This window comes from Luedemannella flava (assembly GCF_039528515.1).
Taxonomy (GTDB): domain Bacteria; phylum Actinomycetota; class Actinomycetes; order Mycobacteriales; family Micromonosporaceae; genus Luedemannella; species Luedemannella flava.
Genome location: NZ_BAAALT010000054.1, coordinates 1 through 14,717, shown reverse-complemented (window position 1 = coordinate 14,717; position 14,717 = coordinate 1). Strand labels below are relative to the sequence as shown.

Below are 14,717 nucleotides of genomic sequence, written 5' to 3'. Positions count from 1 at the left end.
GGAAAGGACGAATCGGGCGGGCACGGTACTCCTTGTTCGGACGGTTCGGCGACGGCCGCACCAGCGTAGGCCGCCGAACCCAGAAAGCGCTCCCCCGCCCGGGTGGCTGACCTCGGACAGGACTCCGACGGCGGCTCAGGCGAGGGGGTCGTAGACCGGCGGAACACGCCGTCGGCTCGCCCCGACGGCCGTACTCACGAGAACCCCGATCGTGATTCCGACAGCGAGGTTGACGGTCGCCGTGGCCAGCTGGCTGGCCAGTGACTGGTCGAGCGACAGCGGTACGAGCATCGCGGCGGCCGTGGCGAGCCCGATGATCCAACCGAAGTAGACGTGCGGCCGCGGGGTGGTCAGCACCAGCACGTAGGCGAGCCCGGTCGCGAGAATCCCGGCGAGTACGGCCAGCGCCGCGTAGCTGAGCAGCGACGGCTCGACGACCCTGCCCGACGGGCGGGCGCTGAGCATCGGGATGTCCAGCACCCCGCGCACGAACAGGTACCCGACGGCGGCCACGCCGCCGGCCACCAGGGAGGCCGCGATCCCGCCGGCCCACAGCCGGCCCGGGTCGACCCCGCCGCGCGGTGGTACCGGACCGGTTCCATACGTCGCCATGACTCACCCCGGCTCCACCGTAAGCGCCCGATAGAGCCGATATGGCCCGAATCGGGCAACGGCGTGGACGTCAGCGCACCGGGTGACCCGCCGCCCGCAGCTCGTCCTTGACGGCGCCGACGCTGAGCTCGCCGAAGTGGAAGACGCTGGCCGCCAGGACCGCGTCGGCGCCGGCCGACACCGCCGGCGGGAAGTCCGCCACCGCGCCCGCGCCGCCGCTGGCGATCACCGGGATGTCCACGACCTCGCGCACCGCGCGGATCAGCTCGATGTCGAAACCGTCCTTGGTGCCGTCGCGGTCCATCGAGTTCAGCAGGATCTCCCCCGCGCCCAGCTCGGCCACCCGCGCGGCCCACCCGACGGCGTCTATACCCGTCCCGCGCCGGCCGCCGTGCGTGGTCACCTCGAAGCCGCTCGGCGGCCCGTCGGCCCGGCGTACGTCCAGGGACAGGGTGAGCACCTGGTTGCCGAACCGGTCGGCGATCTCGGCGATCAGCTCGGGGCGGGCGATCGCCGCCGTGTTCACGCCGACCTTGTCGGCACCGGCGCGCAGCAGGGTGTCCACGTCGCCGACCGAGCGGACGCCGCCGCCGACGGTCAGCGGGATGAACACGCTCTCGGCCGTGCGCGAGACCACGTCGAGCATCGTGGCGCGCGCGTCGGAGGAAGCGGTCACGTCGAGGAAGACGACCTCGTCGGCGCCGGCGGCGTCGTAGACGGCGGCCAGCTCGACCGGGTCGCCGGCGTCGCGCAGGTCCAGGAAGTTGATCCCTTTGACCACCCGCCCCGCGTCAACGTCCAAACAGGGGATCACACGCACCGCGACGGTCATGCAGAGCAGGGTAGTCGACGCTCCCGGTGCACCCCGGGCCGCTGGGTATCGTTACGGGCGTGACCATCCCCCTCGACGCCCAGCACCACAGCCGGATCCGGACGTTCCACCCCCGTCGGGGCCGGACGGGCACGCGGCGGGCGGAGGCGCTGGAGCGGCTCTGGCCGGACTTCGGCCTCGACATCCCCGCCGACGCGGACCTGCGCCGCCCGGTCGACCCCGCCGCGGTCTTCGGCCGGGTCGCCCCCGTCGTGCTGGAGATCGGCTGCGGGATGGGTGACGCGGCGGTGGCCATGGCGGCGGCCGACCCCGACCGCGACTACCTTGCCGTCGACGTGCACACGCCGGGGCTGGGCCGGGTGCTCACCGAGATCGAGGACCGAGGGCTGACCAACCTGCGGGCCGTGCGGGGCGACGCGCTCGACCTGGTCCGCGACTGCCTGCCGGCGGCCAGCCTCGCGGCCGTGCACGTCTTCTTCCCGGACCCGTGGCCCAAGGCCCGCCACCACAAGCGGCGCCTGGTGCAGCCGGCGGCGGTGGCGCTGCTGGCCGACCGCCTCGCACCGGGCGGACACCTGCTCTGCGCCACCGACTGGGCCGACTACGCCGAGCAGATGCTCGAGGTGCTCAGCGCCGAGCCGACGCTGCACAACCTGCACGACGGCGCGGCGCCCCGGCTGGCGACCCGGCCCGTCACGGTGTTCGAGCGGCGGGCGTTGGCGGCCGGCCGGCAGATCGCCGACTTCGCCTTCGCCCGCCGGCCCTGATCACGGGTTGGCGAGGACCGCGAGCGCCTCGGGTACGGTGAACGCGCCCGCGTAGATCGCCTTGCCGGTGATGACGCCCTCGACGCCGACCGACTCCAGCGAGGCCAGGGCGCGCAGGTCGTCCAGGGTGGACACACCGCCCGACGCGATCACCGGGGCGTCGGTGTGCGCGCACACCTCGCGCAGCAGGTCCAGGTTCGGACCGGTCATCGTGCCGTCGCGGCGGATGTCGGTGACCACGTAGCGGGCGCAGCCGGCCTTGTTGAGCCGGTCGAGCACCTCGAACAGGTCGCCGCCGTCCTGGGTCCAGCCGCGCGCCGCGAGCGTGCGGCCGCGCACGTCGAGCCCTATGGCCACGCGGTCGCCGTACTCGGCGACGACGCGGTCGCACCAGACCGGGTCCTCCAGGGCGGCGGTGCCGATGTTGACCCGGGTCGCGCCGGTGGCGAGCGCGGCCCGCAGCGACTCGTCGTCACGGATGCCGCCGGACAGCTCGACCTTCACGTCGAGGCGCTTGACCACGTCGGCGAGCAGCGCCGCGTTGGAGCCGCGCCCGAACGCCGCGTCGAGATCGACCAGGTGGATCCACTCAGCGCCGCCGCGCTGCCAGTCCAGCGCCGCCTCCAGCGGGTCGCCGTACCCGGTCTCCGAGCCCGCCTCGCCCTGCACCAGGCGCACGGCCTGGCCGTCGGCGACGTCCACCGCCGGGAGCAACTGCAACGTCATGTGCTTACCTTTCAATGGGTCCGGCGGCCGAAGAAGATCACGACCAGCACCGGCACGGCCACAATCGCGAGCAGCGTCAGCGCGATGCGCACCGCCCACGAGTCCAGCATGAGCCAGACCGCCGCCAGCGCGAGCACGGTCATCGTGGTGATCACCAGCCGCTCGCCGCCACTGCGTCGGGGCAACATCCGGCCGGTGCGCCGGTCCGGCACGATCCGCCGGTAAAGGGTACGCGGCGCGAGCGACCGCCGCAGCGACCGCCACCGGGCCCGGCGCGCCACCTGCCGCGCACGACGGGCGCGCTGGACAGCCTCCTCGGCCTCCCGCTCCGCCCGCCGCTTCGCCCGCTCCTTGCTCACCGCGGGTTCACAGCGAGCGCACCCAGTTGGCGAGCAGGCGGGCGCCCGCGTCGCCGGACTTCTCCGGGTGGAACTGGGTGGCGCACAGGCTGCCCACCTCGACGGCCGCGACGAAGTCCTGGCCATGGTTCGCCGTCGTCACCGCCACGCCGGCCTCGGCGAGCGCCGGACCGGGCCGCGCGGCGTACGAGTGGACGAAGTAGAACCGGGTGTCCGCGTCGGCGCCGTCGAACAGCAGGCTGCCGGGCGGCGGGGTGACCGTGTTCCAGCCCATGTGCGGGACCACGTCGGCCTCCAACCGCACCACGCCACCGGGCACCAGGCCCACGCCCTTGGTGACGACCCCGTGCTCCTCGCCGAAGGCGAACAGGATCTGCATGCCCACGCAGATGCCCAGGACCGGCCGGCCCGCCGCGACCCGCGCGGCGATGACCGGCGCGGCGCCGACGGCGTCGATGCCGGCCATGCACGCCGCGTACGCCCCGACGCCGGGCACGACCAGGCCGTCGGCAGCCTCGGCGGCGGCCAGGTCCGGGGTGACGGTCACGTCGGCGCCGGCCCGGATGAGGGCGCGCTGCGCCGAGCGCAGGTTGCCCGAGCCGTAGTCGAGGATGGTCACTCGGGGAGCAGCCACAGGACCCCTCCCGCCGCCGCGACCAGCGCGAGCGCGCCCATGACGAACAGCGTCGACCTGGCCGCGCCGTTCGTGCGCAGCTGGATCAGCCCACCGACCAGCAGCCCGGACAACCCGAGCAGCAGGATCGGGATCACGGAGCTCACAACACACCCTTCGTGCTGGGCACCGCGCCGCCCGGGTTCTCCACGCGTACCGCGTCGCGCAGGGCGCGCGCTACGGCCTTGAACTGGGCCTCGATGATGTGGTGGGCGTCGGGCTGCGCGCCGGGGCGGCTGGCCCGCACGACGTTGACGTGCAGCGTGACGCGCGCCGAGTGGCCGAACGACTCCCAGAAGTGGCGGGTCAGGCTCGTCGCGAACACCGGGCCGGTGCCGCCCACGAACGGGGCCAGGGTGGCCGGCTCGTCGTGCACCACGTACGGGCGACCGGACAGGTCGACGGCGGCCTGCACGAGGACCTCGTCGAGCGGCACCAGGGCGTCGCCGAAACGGCGTACCCCCGCCTTGTCCCCGAGGGCCTGGGCCAGCGCGGACCCGAGGGCGAGCGCGGTGTCCTCCACCGTGTGGTGGGCGTCGATGTGCAGGTCGCCGTCCGTGCGGACGGTGAGGTCCAGGCCGCCGTGCTTGGCGAGCTGGGCGAGCATGTGGTCGTAGAAGCCGACGCCGGTGCTGACGTCGTGCCGGCCGGTGCCGTCGACGTTGACCTCGACCCGGATCTTGGTCTCGGCGGTGGTCCGCTCCACCGTCGCGCTACGACTCATCGCTGCTCTTCTCCTGACCCACTGTCACAGTCTCTTTCGGTGCCGCGTTCCGTTGGTCCGCGACCACTTCCGCCATCGCCTCGAGGAACCACGTCGTCTCGTCGTGCGTGCCGGCCGTCACCCGCAGCCAGCCCGGCAGGCCCACGTCACGCACCAGCACGCTGCGGTCGAGCAGCGCCTGCCAGGTGGCCTGCTGGTCCCGCGTCGGCGTGGCGAACAGGACGAAGTTCGCGTCGCTGTCGGCGACCGTCAGGTCCAACGCGCGCAGCCCGGCCACGATGCGGTCGCGCTCGGTCTTGATCGCCTCGACCTGGGCGAGCAGCAGCGGCGAGTTCGCCAGGGCGGCGCGCGCGGCGGCCTGGGTCAGCGCCGATAGGTGGTACGGCAGGCGTACCAGCTGAACGGCCTGGACCACCGCGGGGTCGGCGGCCAGATAACCCAGCCGGACCCCCGCGAAGGCGAACGCCTTGCTCATGGTGCGCGTGACGATGAGCCGCGGATACTTCGGCAGCAGCGTCACAGCGCTCGGCGTGCCCTCGCGGGCGAACTCGCCGTAGGCCTCGTCGACCACCACGACGCCCGGCGCCTCGCGCGCCACGGACTCGATCACCTCGAGGTCGAGCGCGGTGCCGGTCGGGTTGTTGGGCGAGCAGAGGAACACGATGTCGGGCTGGTAGACCCGCACCAGCGACGACGCGCTCTCCGGGCGCAGCGCGAAGTCCGCGCCGCGCTGCGCGTCGTGCCACTGCGTCCCGGTGCCGGCCGCCAGAATCTCATGCATCGAGTACGACGGGGAGAAGCCCATCGCGAGGTGACCCGGCCCGCCGAACACCTGCAGCAACTGCTGCTGCACCTCGTTGGAGCCGTTGGCGGCCCACAGGTTGGCGCCCGTGAGCCCGTCGTGCCCGGTGGCCGCGCCCAGGTAGGCGGCCAGGTCGGCGCGCAGCGCCTCGGCCTCCCGGTCGGGGTAGCGGTTGAGGTCGCGCAGCACGGCGGCGAGCGCCTGCTCGACCGCCTCCGCGACCGGCTCGGGCAGCGAATACGGGTTCTCGTTGGTGTTGAGGCGGACCTCGACGTCGAGCTGGGGCGCCCCGTACGGGGAACGGCCCTTGAGCTCGGACCGCAGCGGCAGATCGTCCAGTGTGGTCATCGGCCCTGGCCCCGCAGCCGCGCGGTGACCGCCTGGCCGTGCGCGGGCAGGTCCTCGGCCTCCGCGAGGGTGACGACGTGGCGGGCCACGTCGGCGAGCGCCGCCTCGTCGTAGGTGATGACGTGGATGCCGCGCAGGAACGTCTGCGTCGACAGGCCGCCGCTGTGTCTGGCACAGCCGCCCGTGGGCAGCACGTGGTTGGACCCGGCGCAGTAGTCGCCGAGCGACACCGGCGAGTACGCCCCGACGAAGATCGCGCCCGCGTTGCGCACCCGGGCGGCGACCGCCCCCGCCTCGCGGGTCTGGATCTCCAGGTGCTCCGCCGCGTACGCGTCGACGACCGCGACGCCCGCGTCGACGTCGTCGACGAGGACGGTGCCCGACTGCGGGCCGGTCAGCGCCGTCTGGATGCGGCCGGAGTGCTTGGTGAGCGGCACCTGCCGGGCCAGCTCCTCGTCGACCGCGTCCGCCAGCTCGGCGCTGTCGGTCACGAGCACACTGGCCGCCGACGGGTCGTGCTCGGCCTGGCTGATCAGGTCGGCCGCGACGTGTACGGGGTCGGCCGTCGCGTCGGCCAGGATCGCGATCTCGGTGGGGCCGGCCTCGGCGTCGATGGCGACGACGCCGCGCACAGCCCGCTTGGCCGCCGTCACGTAGATGTTGCCGGGGCCGGTGATCAGGTCGACGGGCTCGCACTCGCCCGCGCCGTACGCCAGCACGGCGACCGCCTGGGCGCCGCCGACGGCGTAGACCTCGTCGACGCCCAGCAGCGCGCAGGCGGCGAGGACCCGCTCGTCGGGCAGGCCGGTCGGCTTCTGCGGCGGGCTCACCACGACGATGCTGTCGACGCCCGCCTCCTGGGCCGGCACGACGTTCATCACGACGCTCGACGGGTACATCGCCAGGCCGCCGGGGACGTAGAGGCCCACCCTGGTGACCGGGACGAACCGCTCGACCACGACGCCGCCGGGGACCACCTCGGTGGTGACGTCGGGGCGGCGCTGCTCGGCGTGGACCTTGCGGACCCGCTCGATCGCCACTTCGAGGGCTTCCCGGATATCGGGATCAAGGGCGGCCAGCGCGCGGGTCAGCTCGGCCGGGTCGACGCGCAGGCGCGCGGGGCGCACGCCGTCGAAGCGCTCGGAGTAGTCGTGGGCCGCGTTCTCGCCCCGATGCCGGACGTCAGCGATGATCGGCTCCACCGTGGCGAGCACGGAGGCGACGTCGACGGCGGCGCGCGGAAGGATGCCGCGGAGGGATCTCGGCGACGGCCGGGTCCCCCGCAGGTCGAGGCGTGTCAGCACCTGGCCGAGTCTAGTCGTGGCGCCTGGCCGGGTCGACACGGTCCAACGGGCGGGACAACGCCCTACACGGCGGGGCGGGCGCCGCCTAGGCTCGGGGGGTGACCCCGGCCCTGCCCCTGTTCCCCCTCGGCACGGTGCTCTTCCCCGGGCTGGTCCTGCCCCTGCACGTGTTCGAGGAGCGGTACCGGGCCCTCGTCCGCGACCTGCTCGCGGTCCCCGACGGGACGCCGCGCGAGTTCGGTGTGGTGGCGATCTCCTCCGGGTGGGAGGTCGAGGGCGGCACCGGCGCGGTCACCTTCCACGACATCGGCTGCACCGCCGAGCTGCGCCAGGTCACCGAACATCCCGACGGCCGGTTCGACCTGGTCACCGTGGGAAGGCGCCGGTTCGCCATCGACGAGGTGGCCCGGGCCGACGGGCCGTACCTGCGGGCCCGGGTGAGCTACCTCGCCGAACCGGACGACGACGCGGCGGCGGAGGCGCTGGTGCCCCGCGTGCTGGCGGTCTTCCGGACGTACCTGGCGCTGGTGCGCACCGACGCGGCCGAGCTGGCCGAGCAGCTGCCCGAGGACCCGACCGTGCTGTCGCATCTCATCGCGGCGACCGCGTCACTGACGCTCACCGAGCGGCAGGCCCTGCTGGCCGCGCCGGAGACCGCCGCCCGGCTGCGCGCGGAGCTCGCCATCCTGCAGCGGGAGGTCATCCTGCTGCGTCAGGTGCGGGCCGTCCCACTGCCGGTGTCCGAACTGCCCGTGACGCCCGGCCCGAACTGATCCTGCGTCCAGGCGTAGGTCGGCTCGGGGTCGGGTCCGCGCAGCGACGAGAACCGCGACCACCCCGCGCAGCACGTATAGGTGAACGCCGCGAACATCGCCTGGACCGCCAGCACGCCCGTCAGCTTCGGCGTCCACGGATGGGCGGCCGCGAAGTCCGTGGCCCGCAGGCCCAACGGCGCGAGCAGCCGCGTCCCCACGGTCGCGCTCTCGCGCAGCCGCTCGAACTCCGCCAGCCCGATGTGCCGCCCGACATACCAGGCCAGCCATGCCGAGCCGAGGCTGCCGAGCACCAGCCCGGCCAGCAGCACCGGCCCACGCCAGCGCCGCAGCGCCAGCCACACGATCACCGCGAGCAGGATGCCGGCCCCCGCGCCGAGCAGCATGAACCACCCGTCCGCCGCGATGACCTGCTCCGGCTCCGCGTCGGCATAGGTGAACCCGCCGTCCACCCGCACAATCGGGATGCGCGGCGCGAGCGCCGCCCACAGCCACCCCAGCGGCGCGCCGAACGCCGCGACCACAACCCCGGTGAGTACGCCCACCAGCACGTCAGCCAGGGGCGTCGAGTCCGACGCCGGCGCGGTGGCGACCCACCGGCCGTCCCCACCCGTCCCCCAGGCCTGCCCCTCGTAACCACCCGCGCCCGACACCCCGTAGCCGACGGGCTGAACTGCGTAGCCGGGCTGACCCGGGTAGCCGGGCTGACCCGCGTCGGCATCGGGCTGGCCAGCAACCGGCGCCGCGACGCCACCGTCCTGGGGGGCACCCCACGTCGGGGGAGCCACCGGCGCGTCGCTCTCGGCGGCGCGCCCCGCGTCGCCGGAGCCGTCGGACGGGTCGTGCCGCTCTGCGGGACCGGTGGGTGGAAACGTCACCGCGTGATCCTCTCAGGCCCCCGCCCGCCAGCACACCCGACCCGGCTCAGCTCCCACCCACCCGAGCGACCCCACCTCCGCCCACCCCACGGATCGCTCTCCCGGCGGACGCCACCGCGCTTCCGTCACCACAGGCCCACAGTTACCGGGCAGCACCCGGTCCGCCCCGCCAGATGATCACAGTTGGCGCACGGCGAAGCCCCCGTCACCACAGGCGCACAACTGGGCGGGGTGAGGCCGCGCTTCATCCCGCCAGATGTGCACTGTTAGCGGGCTCGGAGTGCGGCACCCCGCCACATGTGAACAGTTGGCGGAGTTCCGGCATGACTACCTCGCCACATGTGAACAGTTGGCGGAGTTCCGGCATGGCCACTTCGCCACATGTGCACACCTGGCGGGAATCGGGGCGGCTACCTCGCCAGACTGCGCACATGTGGCGAGGTCCGGGCAACGCGAACCCGCCAAAGGTGCGCATGTGGCGCGTTCGCGGCGTCCACTCCCCGCCAGATGTGCGCAGTTGGTGATGTCCCGCTGCCGGCGAGCGGCGCCTGCCTCACCGCCGCAAGGTAAGCCCGATTTGCCCCGAAACATGAATGGCGCGTAGTGGATCTTCGGGATTTCTGGTCGTTGAGGCGACCGAAATCCCCGAAGATCTACGGGCACTCACCTAGCGCCACGCGGCAATATGTTCGATTTGTTTGAAAAGTGGCGCGTCAGGGCCCGCACATTTCAAGATCAGTGGGTGTCGATGACGATGGCCGTGATGTTGTCGCGGCCGCCGGAGGTGAGGGCCAGCTCGACGAGGTGGTTGGCCGTCGCCTGGGCGTCGGCGCCGGCCGCCAGGGTGGCGGCCAGGATGTCGTCGGGGACCTCGTTGCTCAGGCCGTCGGAGCAGAGCAGGTAGCGCTCGCCCGACTGGGGCGTGCGCAGCCAGTAGTCGGGCATGGGGGTCGGGTCGGTGCCCAGCACCCGGGTCACCACGTTGGCGCGCGGGTGGTCGCGGCGCTGCTCCTGGGTGATCGCGCCGGCCTCGTAGAGCTCCTGGACGAGCGAGTGGTCGACCGACACCTGCTCCAGCTCGCCCTGGTAGCTGCGGTAGAGCCGGGAGTCACCCACGTTGAACGCGAACCAGAAGTCGTGTCCGTCGTCCTCGACCGCGATGAGGCCCACGACCGTGGTGCCCATGCCGCCCCGGCCCTCGCCCAGGCGGGCGGCGTCGAGGATGGAGTCGTTGGCGTCGGCGACGACATTGAGGACGGCCTCGGGTCGGATGGACCAGTCGCCGGCGAGCCCGTCGAACGCCTCGACGGCGAGTTGACTCGCGACATCCCCGGCGGCGTGCCCGCCCATTCCGTCCGCGACGACGAAGACCTGTCCGTTGGCCACGAGACTGTCCTCGTTGACCTGTCGGATCTTGCCGACGTCGGTCGCCGCTCCCCAGCTAACCGCGATCATCAGGTGGACCTCTGGCTTCTCCGCCGGCGAGGCCGCGGTCGGCCGCGGCCAGCGTACTTTACCGAGCGATCAGTTAACGTGCGAGTCACCGCGCGATCAACCAATCGCACCAGGGCCGAGCAGGGCCTTCAGGTCGGCCATGAGCGCCGTCGTCGGCGCCACCCGCAGCGGGTTGAGCCGCAGCAGGGTCGCCCGGCTGCCGGTCTGCAACCGCAGGTGGACCTCGGCGGATCCTGGGTGCGACGTGAGCACCTCCTTGAGGCGGTCCACGAGCGGGGGCGTGCACCGGTTGCTGGGCAACGCCACCACCACGGGCCGGCCGGCGTCGGGCTGGCTGATGTCCGGCAGTGAAAGATCCATCGCCATCATGCGGGGCTGGTCGTCGCGGCGGTCGACCCGGCCCTTGACGACCACGATGGCGTCCTCGGCCAGGTACTCCCCCACCACCTCGTACGTGTTGGGGAAGAACAGCACCTCGACGGCGCCGCCGAGATCCTCCAGAGTGGCCGACGCCCACGCGCGGCCCTGCTTGGTGATGCGCCGCTGGAGTCCGGAGAGGATGCCGGCGAGGGTGACGATCTGGCCGTCGCCGACCACGCCCTCCTCGGCGAGCGCCGAGATCGACATCTCGGCCGCGTTGGCGAGCACGCCCTCCAGGCCGAGCAGCGGATGGTCGGACACGTAGAGCCCGAGCATCTCGCGTTCGAAGAGGAGCAGGTCGGCCTTGTCCCACTCGGTCGTGGGAATGGGCGGGGTGACGGACAGCCCGCCGCCACCCGAGGACGGGTCGTCGCCGAGCAGGTCGGCGAACAGGTCGAACTGGCCGACCGCCTCGTTGCGCTTGACGTCCAGGATGCTGTCGATCGCGTCGGCGTGCACGGCGAGCAGGCCCTTGCGGGTGTGCCCGAGCGAGTCGAACGCGCCCGCCTTGATCATGGATTCAATGGTCTTCTTGTTGCAGGCCACCTGGTCGACCTTGCGCAGGTAGTCGTAGAAGTCGGTGTACGCGCCCTTCTCCTTGCGGCAGCGCATGACCGACTCGACGACGTTCACGCCGACGTTGCGTACGGCCGCGAGACCGAACCGGATGTCGTCACCCACGGAGGTGAACCGCGCCGAGGACGCGTTCACGTCCGGCGGCAGCACCTTGATGCCCATGCGCCGGCACTCGGCCAGGTAGACGGCCGACTTGTCCTTGTCGTCGCCGACGGACGTGAGCAGCGCCGCCATGTACTCGGCCGGGTAGTTCGCCTTGAGGTACGCCGTCCAGTACGACACCAGGCCGTACCCGGCGGTGTGGGCCTTGTTGAACGCGTAGTCGGAGAACGGGACGAGGATGTCCCACAGCGTCTTGATCGCGTCGTCGCTGTAACCGTTCTCGCGCATGCCGCCGGAGAAGGGGACGTACTCCTTGTCGAGGATCTCCTTCTTCTTCTTGCCCATCGCGCGGCGCAGCAGGTCGGCGGCGCCGAGCGAGTACCCGGCGAGCTTCTGCGCGATCGCCATGACCTGTTCCTGGTAGACGATCAGGCCGTAGGTGTCGTCCAGGACGTCGGCGAGCGGCTCGGCCAGCTCCGGGTGGATCGGCACGACCGGCTTGCGGCCGTTCTTGCGGTCGGCGTACTCGTTGTGGGCGTTGGCGCCCATCGGGCCGGGGCGGTAGAGCGCGAGGACGGCGGAGATGTCCTCGAAGTTGTCCGGCACCATGGAGCGCAGCAGCGAACGCATCGGGCCGCCGTCGAGCTGGAACACGCCCAGCGTGTCGCCGCGCGCGAGCAGCTCGTACGCCTTCTTGTCGTCCAGCGGCAGCGATTCGAGGATCAGGTCCTCGCCGCGGTTGGCCTTGATGTTGACCAGGCAGTCGTCCATCACCGTGAGGTTGCGCAGGCCCAGGAAGTCCATCTTGAGCAGGCCGATGGTCTCGCAGGCGCCCATGTCCCACTGGGTGATGATGGCGCCGTCCTGCTCGCGCTTCTGGATCGGCAGCACGTCCACGAGCGGGTCGCGGGACAGGATCACGCCGGCGGCGTGCACACCCCACTGCCGCTTGAGGCCCTCCAGGCCCTTCGCCGTGTCGACGACCTTCGTGACGTCGGCCTCGGACTCGTACAGCGCGCGGAACTCGGCGGCCTCCGGGTAGCGCGGGTGGGCCGGGTCGAAGATGCCGCTGAGCGGGATGTCCTTGCCCATGACGGGCGGGGGCATGGCCTTCGTGATCTTGTCGCCCACCGCGAAGGGATACCCGAGTACGCGCGCCGCGTCCTTGATCGCGGCCTTCGCCTTGATGGTGCCGTACGTGATGATCTGGGCGACGCGGGCCTCGCCATACTTCTCCGTGGCGTAGCGGATCATGTCGCCGCGCCGACGCTCGTCGAAGTCCATGTCGATGTCGGGCATCGAGACGCGGTCGGGGTTGAGGAACCGCTCGAACAGCAGCTTGTGCTGGATCGGGTCCAGCTCGGTGATGCCCAGCGCGTACGCGATCAGGGCGCCGGCCGCAGACCCTCGGCCCGGCCCGACCCGGATGCCCTCGCGCTTGGCGTAGGCGACCAGGTCGGCGGTCACCAGGAAGTACCCCGGGAAGCCCATCTGGCAGATGACGTTGAGCTCGTACTCCGCCTGCTGCTTGTGGCCCTCGGGGACGCCGCCCGGGAACCGGATCTCCAGGCCCCGCATGACCTCGGCGCGCAGCCACGACTCCTCGCTGTGCCCCTCGGGCACCGGGAACTGCGGCATCAGGTTGCGGGAGGCGAACACCGTCTTGTAGTCACCGATCCGCTCGGCGATCTCGAGGGTGTTGTCGCACGCGCCGGGGACCTGCGCGTCCCACATCGCGCGCATCTCCTCGGCCGACTTCAGGTAGAAGTCGCGCGCGTCGAACTTGAACCGCTTCGGGTCGGCCAGCGTCGAGCCCGACTGCACACACAGGAGCACCTCGTGCGCGTCCGCGTCGTCGGCGTACGTGTAGTGCAGGTCGTTGGTGGCGATGGGCTTGAGGTTGAGGACCTTGCCGAGCTTGAGCAGGTCGTCCCGGACGCGGGTCTCGATGCCGAGGCCGTGGTCCATCAGCTCGAGGTAGAAGTTGTCCGCCCCGAAGATGTCGCGGAACTCCGCCGCCGACTCGACCGCCCTGTCGAAGTTGCCGATGCGCAGCCAGGTCTGGATCTCCCCTGACGGGCAACCGGTCGTGGCGATGAGCCCCTTCGCGTACTCGTGGAGAAGTTCGCGGTCGGCGCGGGGCTTGTAGAAGTAGCCCTCCAGGCTCGACCGGGACGCGAGGCGGAAGAGGTTGTGCAGGCCGTCGGCGTCCGCGGCCAGCATCGTCATGTGGGTGTACGCCCCACCGCCGGAGACGTCGTTCTCGCCGCCGTCGGCCCAGCGCACCCGGGTGCGGTCGCGACGGTCGGTGCCCGGCGTGAGGTAGGCCTCCAGGCCGACGATCGGCTTCACGCCGGCGGCCGTGGCCTGCTTGTAGAAGTCGTACGCGCCGAAGACGTTGCCGTGGTCGGTCATCGCCAGCGCCGGCATGCCCATCCGGGCCGCCTCGCTGAACAGATGCTTGAGCCGCGCCGCTCCGTCCAGCATCGAATACTCGGTGTGGACATGGAGATGGACGAACGAGTCGGCCACCCGCGCCTCCCTTCAGCGGTACCGCCCGAGCCTAGTCCGCCCGGCCCGGACGCACGCGCCGCGGTGGCTACGACACGGCCACGCTCACCCCCGTGGAGGCCGGCGAATCGTGCAGTTCCACGCGTTTCAACGTGGTGTCCTTCGGGATGTCGAAGACGATCGAGCCGCTCAGCTGGTCGCCGGGATTGACCTTGGTGAAGAACGCGCGGTGCCCCCGGTTGGCGTACCCGCCCGCGAGGCTGTCCGCCCGGTACTCCGTGTCCTTGGTGTCGAACGCCCGCTGGAACACGTCGCTGAACAGGCGCGACTCCGTCCCCACATTGCGGACGGTGAGGTTGACCACGCAGAACTGCCCGTCCGCGGTGGCATGCCGCTCCTGCGTGCCGACCTCGGACAGGCCGCAGTTCACGGCCACGACGGTGAACTGCAACACGCCGTCGGTGACGGGCGTGCCGATCTCGCCGGCCGTCGGCCGGGCCGGGGCCGCGGGCAGCGGCGCGCCGCCCCGGGTCGTCGGCGCCCCCGTGGTGGGTCGGCCGCCGGTCGCCGTCGTCGTGCCGTCGCCGGCGGCGATGATGAACAGCGCGCCGATGGCGAGGCAGCACAGCACCAGCACCGCGCCGAGCGCGACGAGCAGCCAGATCCACCACTGCTGCTTCTTGGGCTCGCCCGGCGCCGGCGGCTGCGCGCCGTACGGGTGGACGGGCGGATAGCTCCCCGTCGGAGGGGCCCCGGGCGGATAGGCCCCGGGCGGGTAGCCGCCCGGCGGGCCGCCGTGGGGCGGCCCTGGCTGCGGGCCGCCGTGGGGCGGGCCTGGCGGTACGGCGCCGTGGG

Annotated in this window: 15 protein-coding genes; 2 read left to right on the top strand and 13 right to left on the bottom strand. The window is 72.1% G+C overall.

The features are described 5' to 3' along the window. Window positions 1-135: 135 nt before the first annotated feature. A complete protein-coding gene (locus ABD211_RS11165) occupies window positions 136-612 on the bottom strand; it encodes a DUF6069 family protein (RefSeq protein WP_344129067.1) in 477 nt (158 codons plus the stop codon). A 70-nt stretch (window positions 613-682) separates the two neighbouring features. Next, window positions 683-1,444, bottom strand: a complete 762-nt coding sequence (hisF, locus tag ABD211_RS11160) for an imidazole glycerol phosphate synthase subunit HisF (protein WP_344129065.1) — start codon at window positions 1,442-1,444, stop codon at window positions 683-685. A 59-nt stretch (window positions 1,445-1,503) separates the two neighbouring features. Between hisF and trmB the strand changes: the two genes are divergently transcribed. Then, entirely contained in the window at window positions 1,504-2,211 is a 708-nt protein-coding gene (gene trmB, locus ABD211_RS11155) for a tRNA (guanosine(46)-N7)-methyltransferase TrmB (RefSeq protein WP_344129063.1), read from the top strand. Here trmB and priA read toward each other — a convergent pair whose 3' ends face one another. The 7 genes from priA to hisD are packed head-to-tail and all read right to left on the bottom strand — an operon-like array spanning window position 2,212 to window position 7,147. Next, the gene (priA, locus tag ABD211_RS11150) at window positions 2,212-2,937 is read right to left on the bottom strand and encodes a bifunctional 1-(5-phosphoribosyl)-5-((5-phosphoribosylamino)methylideneamino)imidazole-4-carboxamide isomerase/phosphoribosylanthranilate isomerase PriA (RefSeq protein ID WP_344129061.1); all 726 of its coding nucleotides are present in this window, start codon (window positions 2,935-2,937) and stop codon (window positions 2,212-2,214) included. Between the two features lie 11 nt (window positions 2,938-2,948). Further along, window positions 2,949-3,296, bottom strand: coding sequence for a hypothetical protein (locus tag ABD211_RS11145; protein ID WP_344129059.1), 348 nt, complete (start codon window positions 3,294-3,296; stop codon window positions 2,949-2,951). A gap of 7 nt (window positions 3,297-3,303) precedes the next feature. Then, window positions 3,304-3,930, bottom strand: a complete 627-nt coding sequence (hisH, locus tag ABD211_RS11140) for an imidazole glycerol phosphate synthase subunit HisH (RefSeq protein ID WP_344129057.1) — start codon at window positions 3,928-3,930, stop codon at window positions 3,304-3,306. After that, window positions 3,912-4,076, bottom strand: a complete 165-nt coding sequence (locus ABD211_RS11135; RefSeq protein WP_344129055.1) for a hypothetical protein — start codon at window positions 4,074-4,076, stop codon at window positions 3,912-3,914. The genes hisH and ABD211_RS11135 overlap by 19 nt, the downstream gene beginning before the upstream one ends. Then, the gene (hisB, locus tag ABD211_RS11130; RefSeq protein ID WP_344129053.1) at window positions 4,073-4,693 is read right to left on the bottom strand and encodes an imidazoleglycerol-phosphate dehydratase HisB; all 621 of its coding nucleotides are present in this window, start codon (window positions 4,691-4,693) and stop codon (window positions 4,073-4,075) included. The genes ABD211_RS11135 and hisB overlap by 4 nt, the downstream gene beginning before the upstream one ends. Then, window positions 4,683-5,843 carry a histidinol-phosphate transaminase gene (locus ABD211_RS11125; RefSeq protein ID WP_344129051.1) on the bottom strand — a complete coding sequence of 387 codons (1,161 nt, stop codon included), beginning with the start codon at window positions 5,841-5,843 and terminating at the stop codon, window positions 4,683-4,685. The genes hisB and ABD211_RS11125 overlap by 11 nt, the downstream gene beginning before the upstream one ends. Continuing rightward, on the bottom strand, window positions 5,840-7,147 hold the full coding sequence (gene hisD, locus ABD211_RS11120; RefSeq protein WP_344129049.1) for a histidinol dehydrogenase: 1,308 nt from the start codon (window positions 7,145-7,147) through the stop codon (window positions 5,840-5,842). The genes ABD211_RS11125 and hisD overlap by 4 nt, the downstream gene beginning before the upstream one ends. Window positions 7,148-7,245: 98 nt before the next feature. On the opposite strand from hisD, the gene ABD211_RS11115 reads away from it, so the two are divergent. After that, the gene (locus tag ABD211_RS11115; RefSeq protein WP_344129047.1) at window positions 7,246-7,920 is read left to right on the top strand and encodes an LON peptidase substrate-binding domain-containing protein; all 675 of its coding nucleotides are present in this window, start codon (window positions 7,246-7,248) and stop codon (window positions 7,918-7,920) included. On the opposite strand, the gene ABD211_RS11110 is transcribed toward ABD211_RS11115, so the two are convergent. The 4 genes from ABD211_RS11110 to ABD211_RS11095 form a co-directional block, all read right to left on the bottom strand. Continuing rightward, window positions 7,860-8,798, bottom strand: a complete 939-nt coding sequence (locus ABD211_RS11110) for a DUF2567 domain-containing protein (RefSeq protein ID WP_344129045.1) — start codon at window positions 8,796-8,798, stop codon at window positions 7,860-7,862. The genes ABD211_RS11115 and ABD211_RS11110 overlap by 61 nt on opposite strands. 735 nt (window positions 8,799-9,533) lie before the next feature. Continuing rightward, complete coding sequence (locus ABD211_RS11105; RefSeq protein WP_344129043.1) at window positions 9,534-10,253, bottom strand: PP2C family protein-serine/threonine phosphatase; 720 nt, start codon at window positions 10,251-10,253, stop codon at window positions 9,534-9,536. 96 nt (window positions 10,254-10,349) lie between these two features. Further along, window positions 10,350-13,883: a DNA polymerase III subunit alpha gene (gene dnaE / locus ABD211_RS11100; protein ID WP_344129041.1), complete on the bottom strand. Its 3,534-nt coding sequence runs from the start codon at window positions 13,881-13,883 to the stop codon at window positions 10,350-10,352. Window positions 13,884-13,950: 67 nt separating this feature from the next. After that, the coding region (locus ABD211_RS11095) for a DUF4352 domain-containing protein (protein ID WP_344129039.1) at window positions 13,951-14,717 on the bottom strand (767 nt) is incomplete at its 5' end.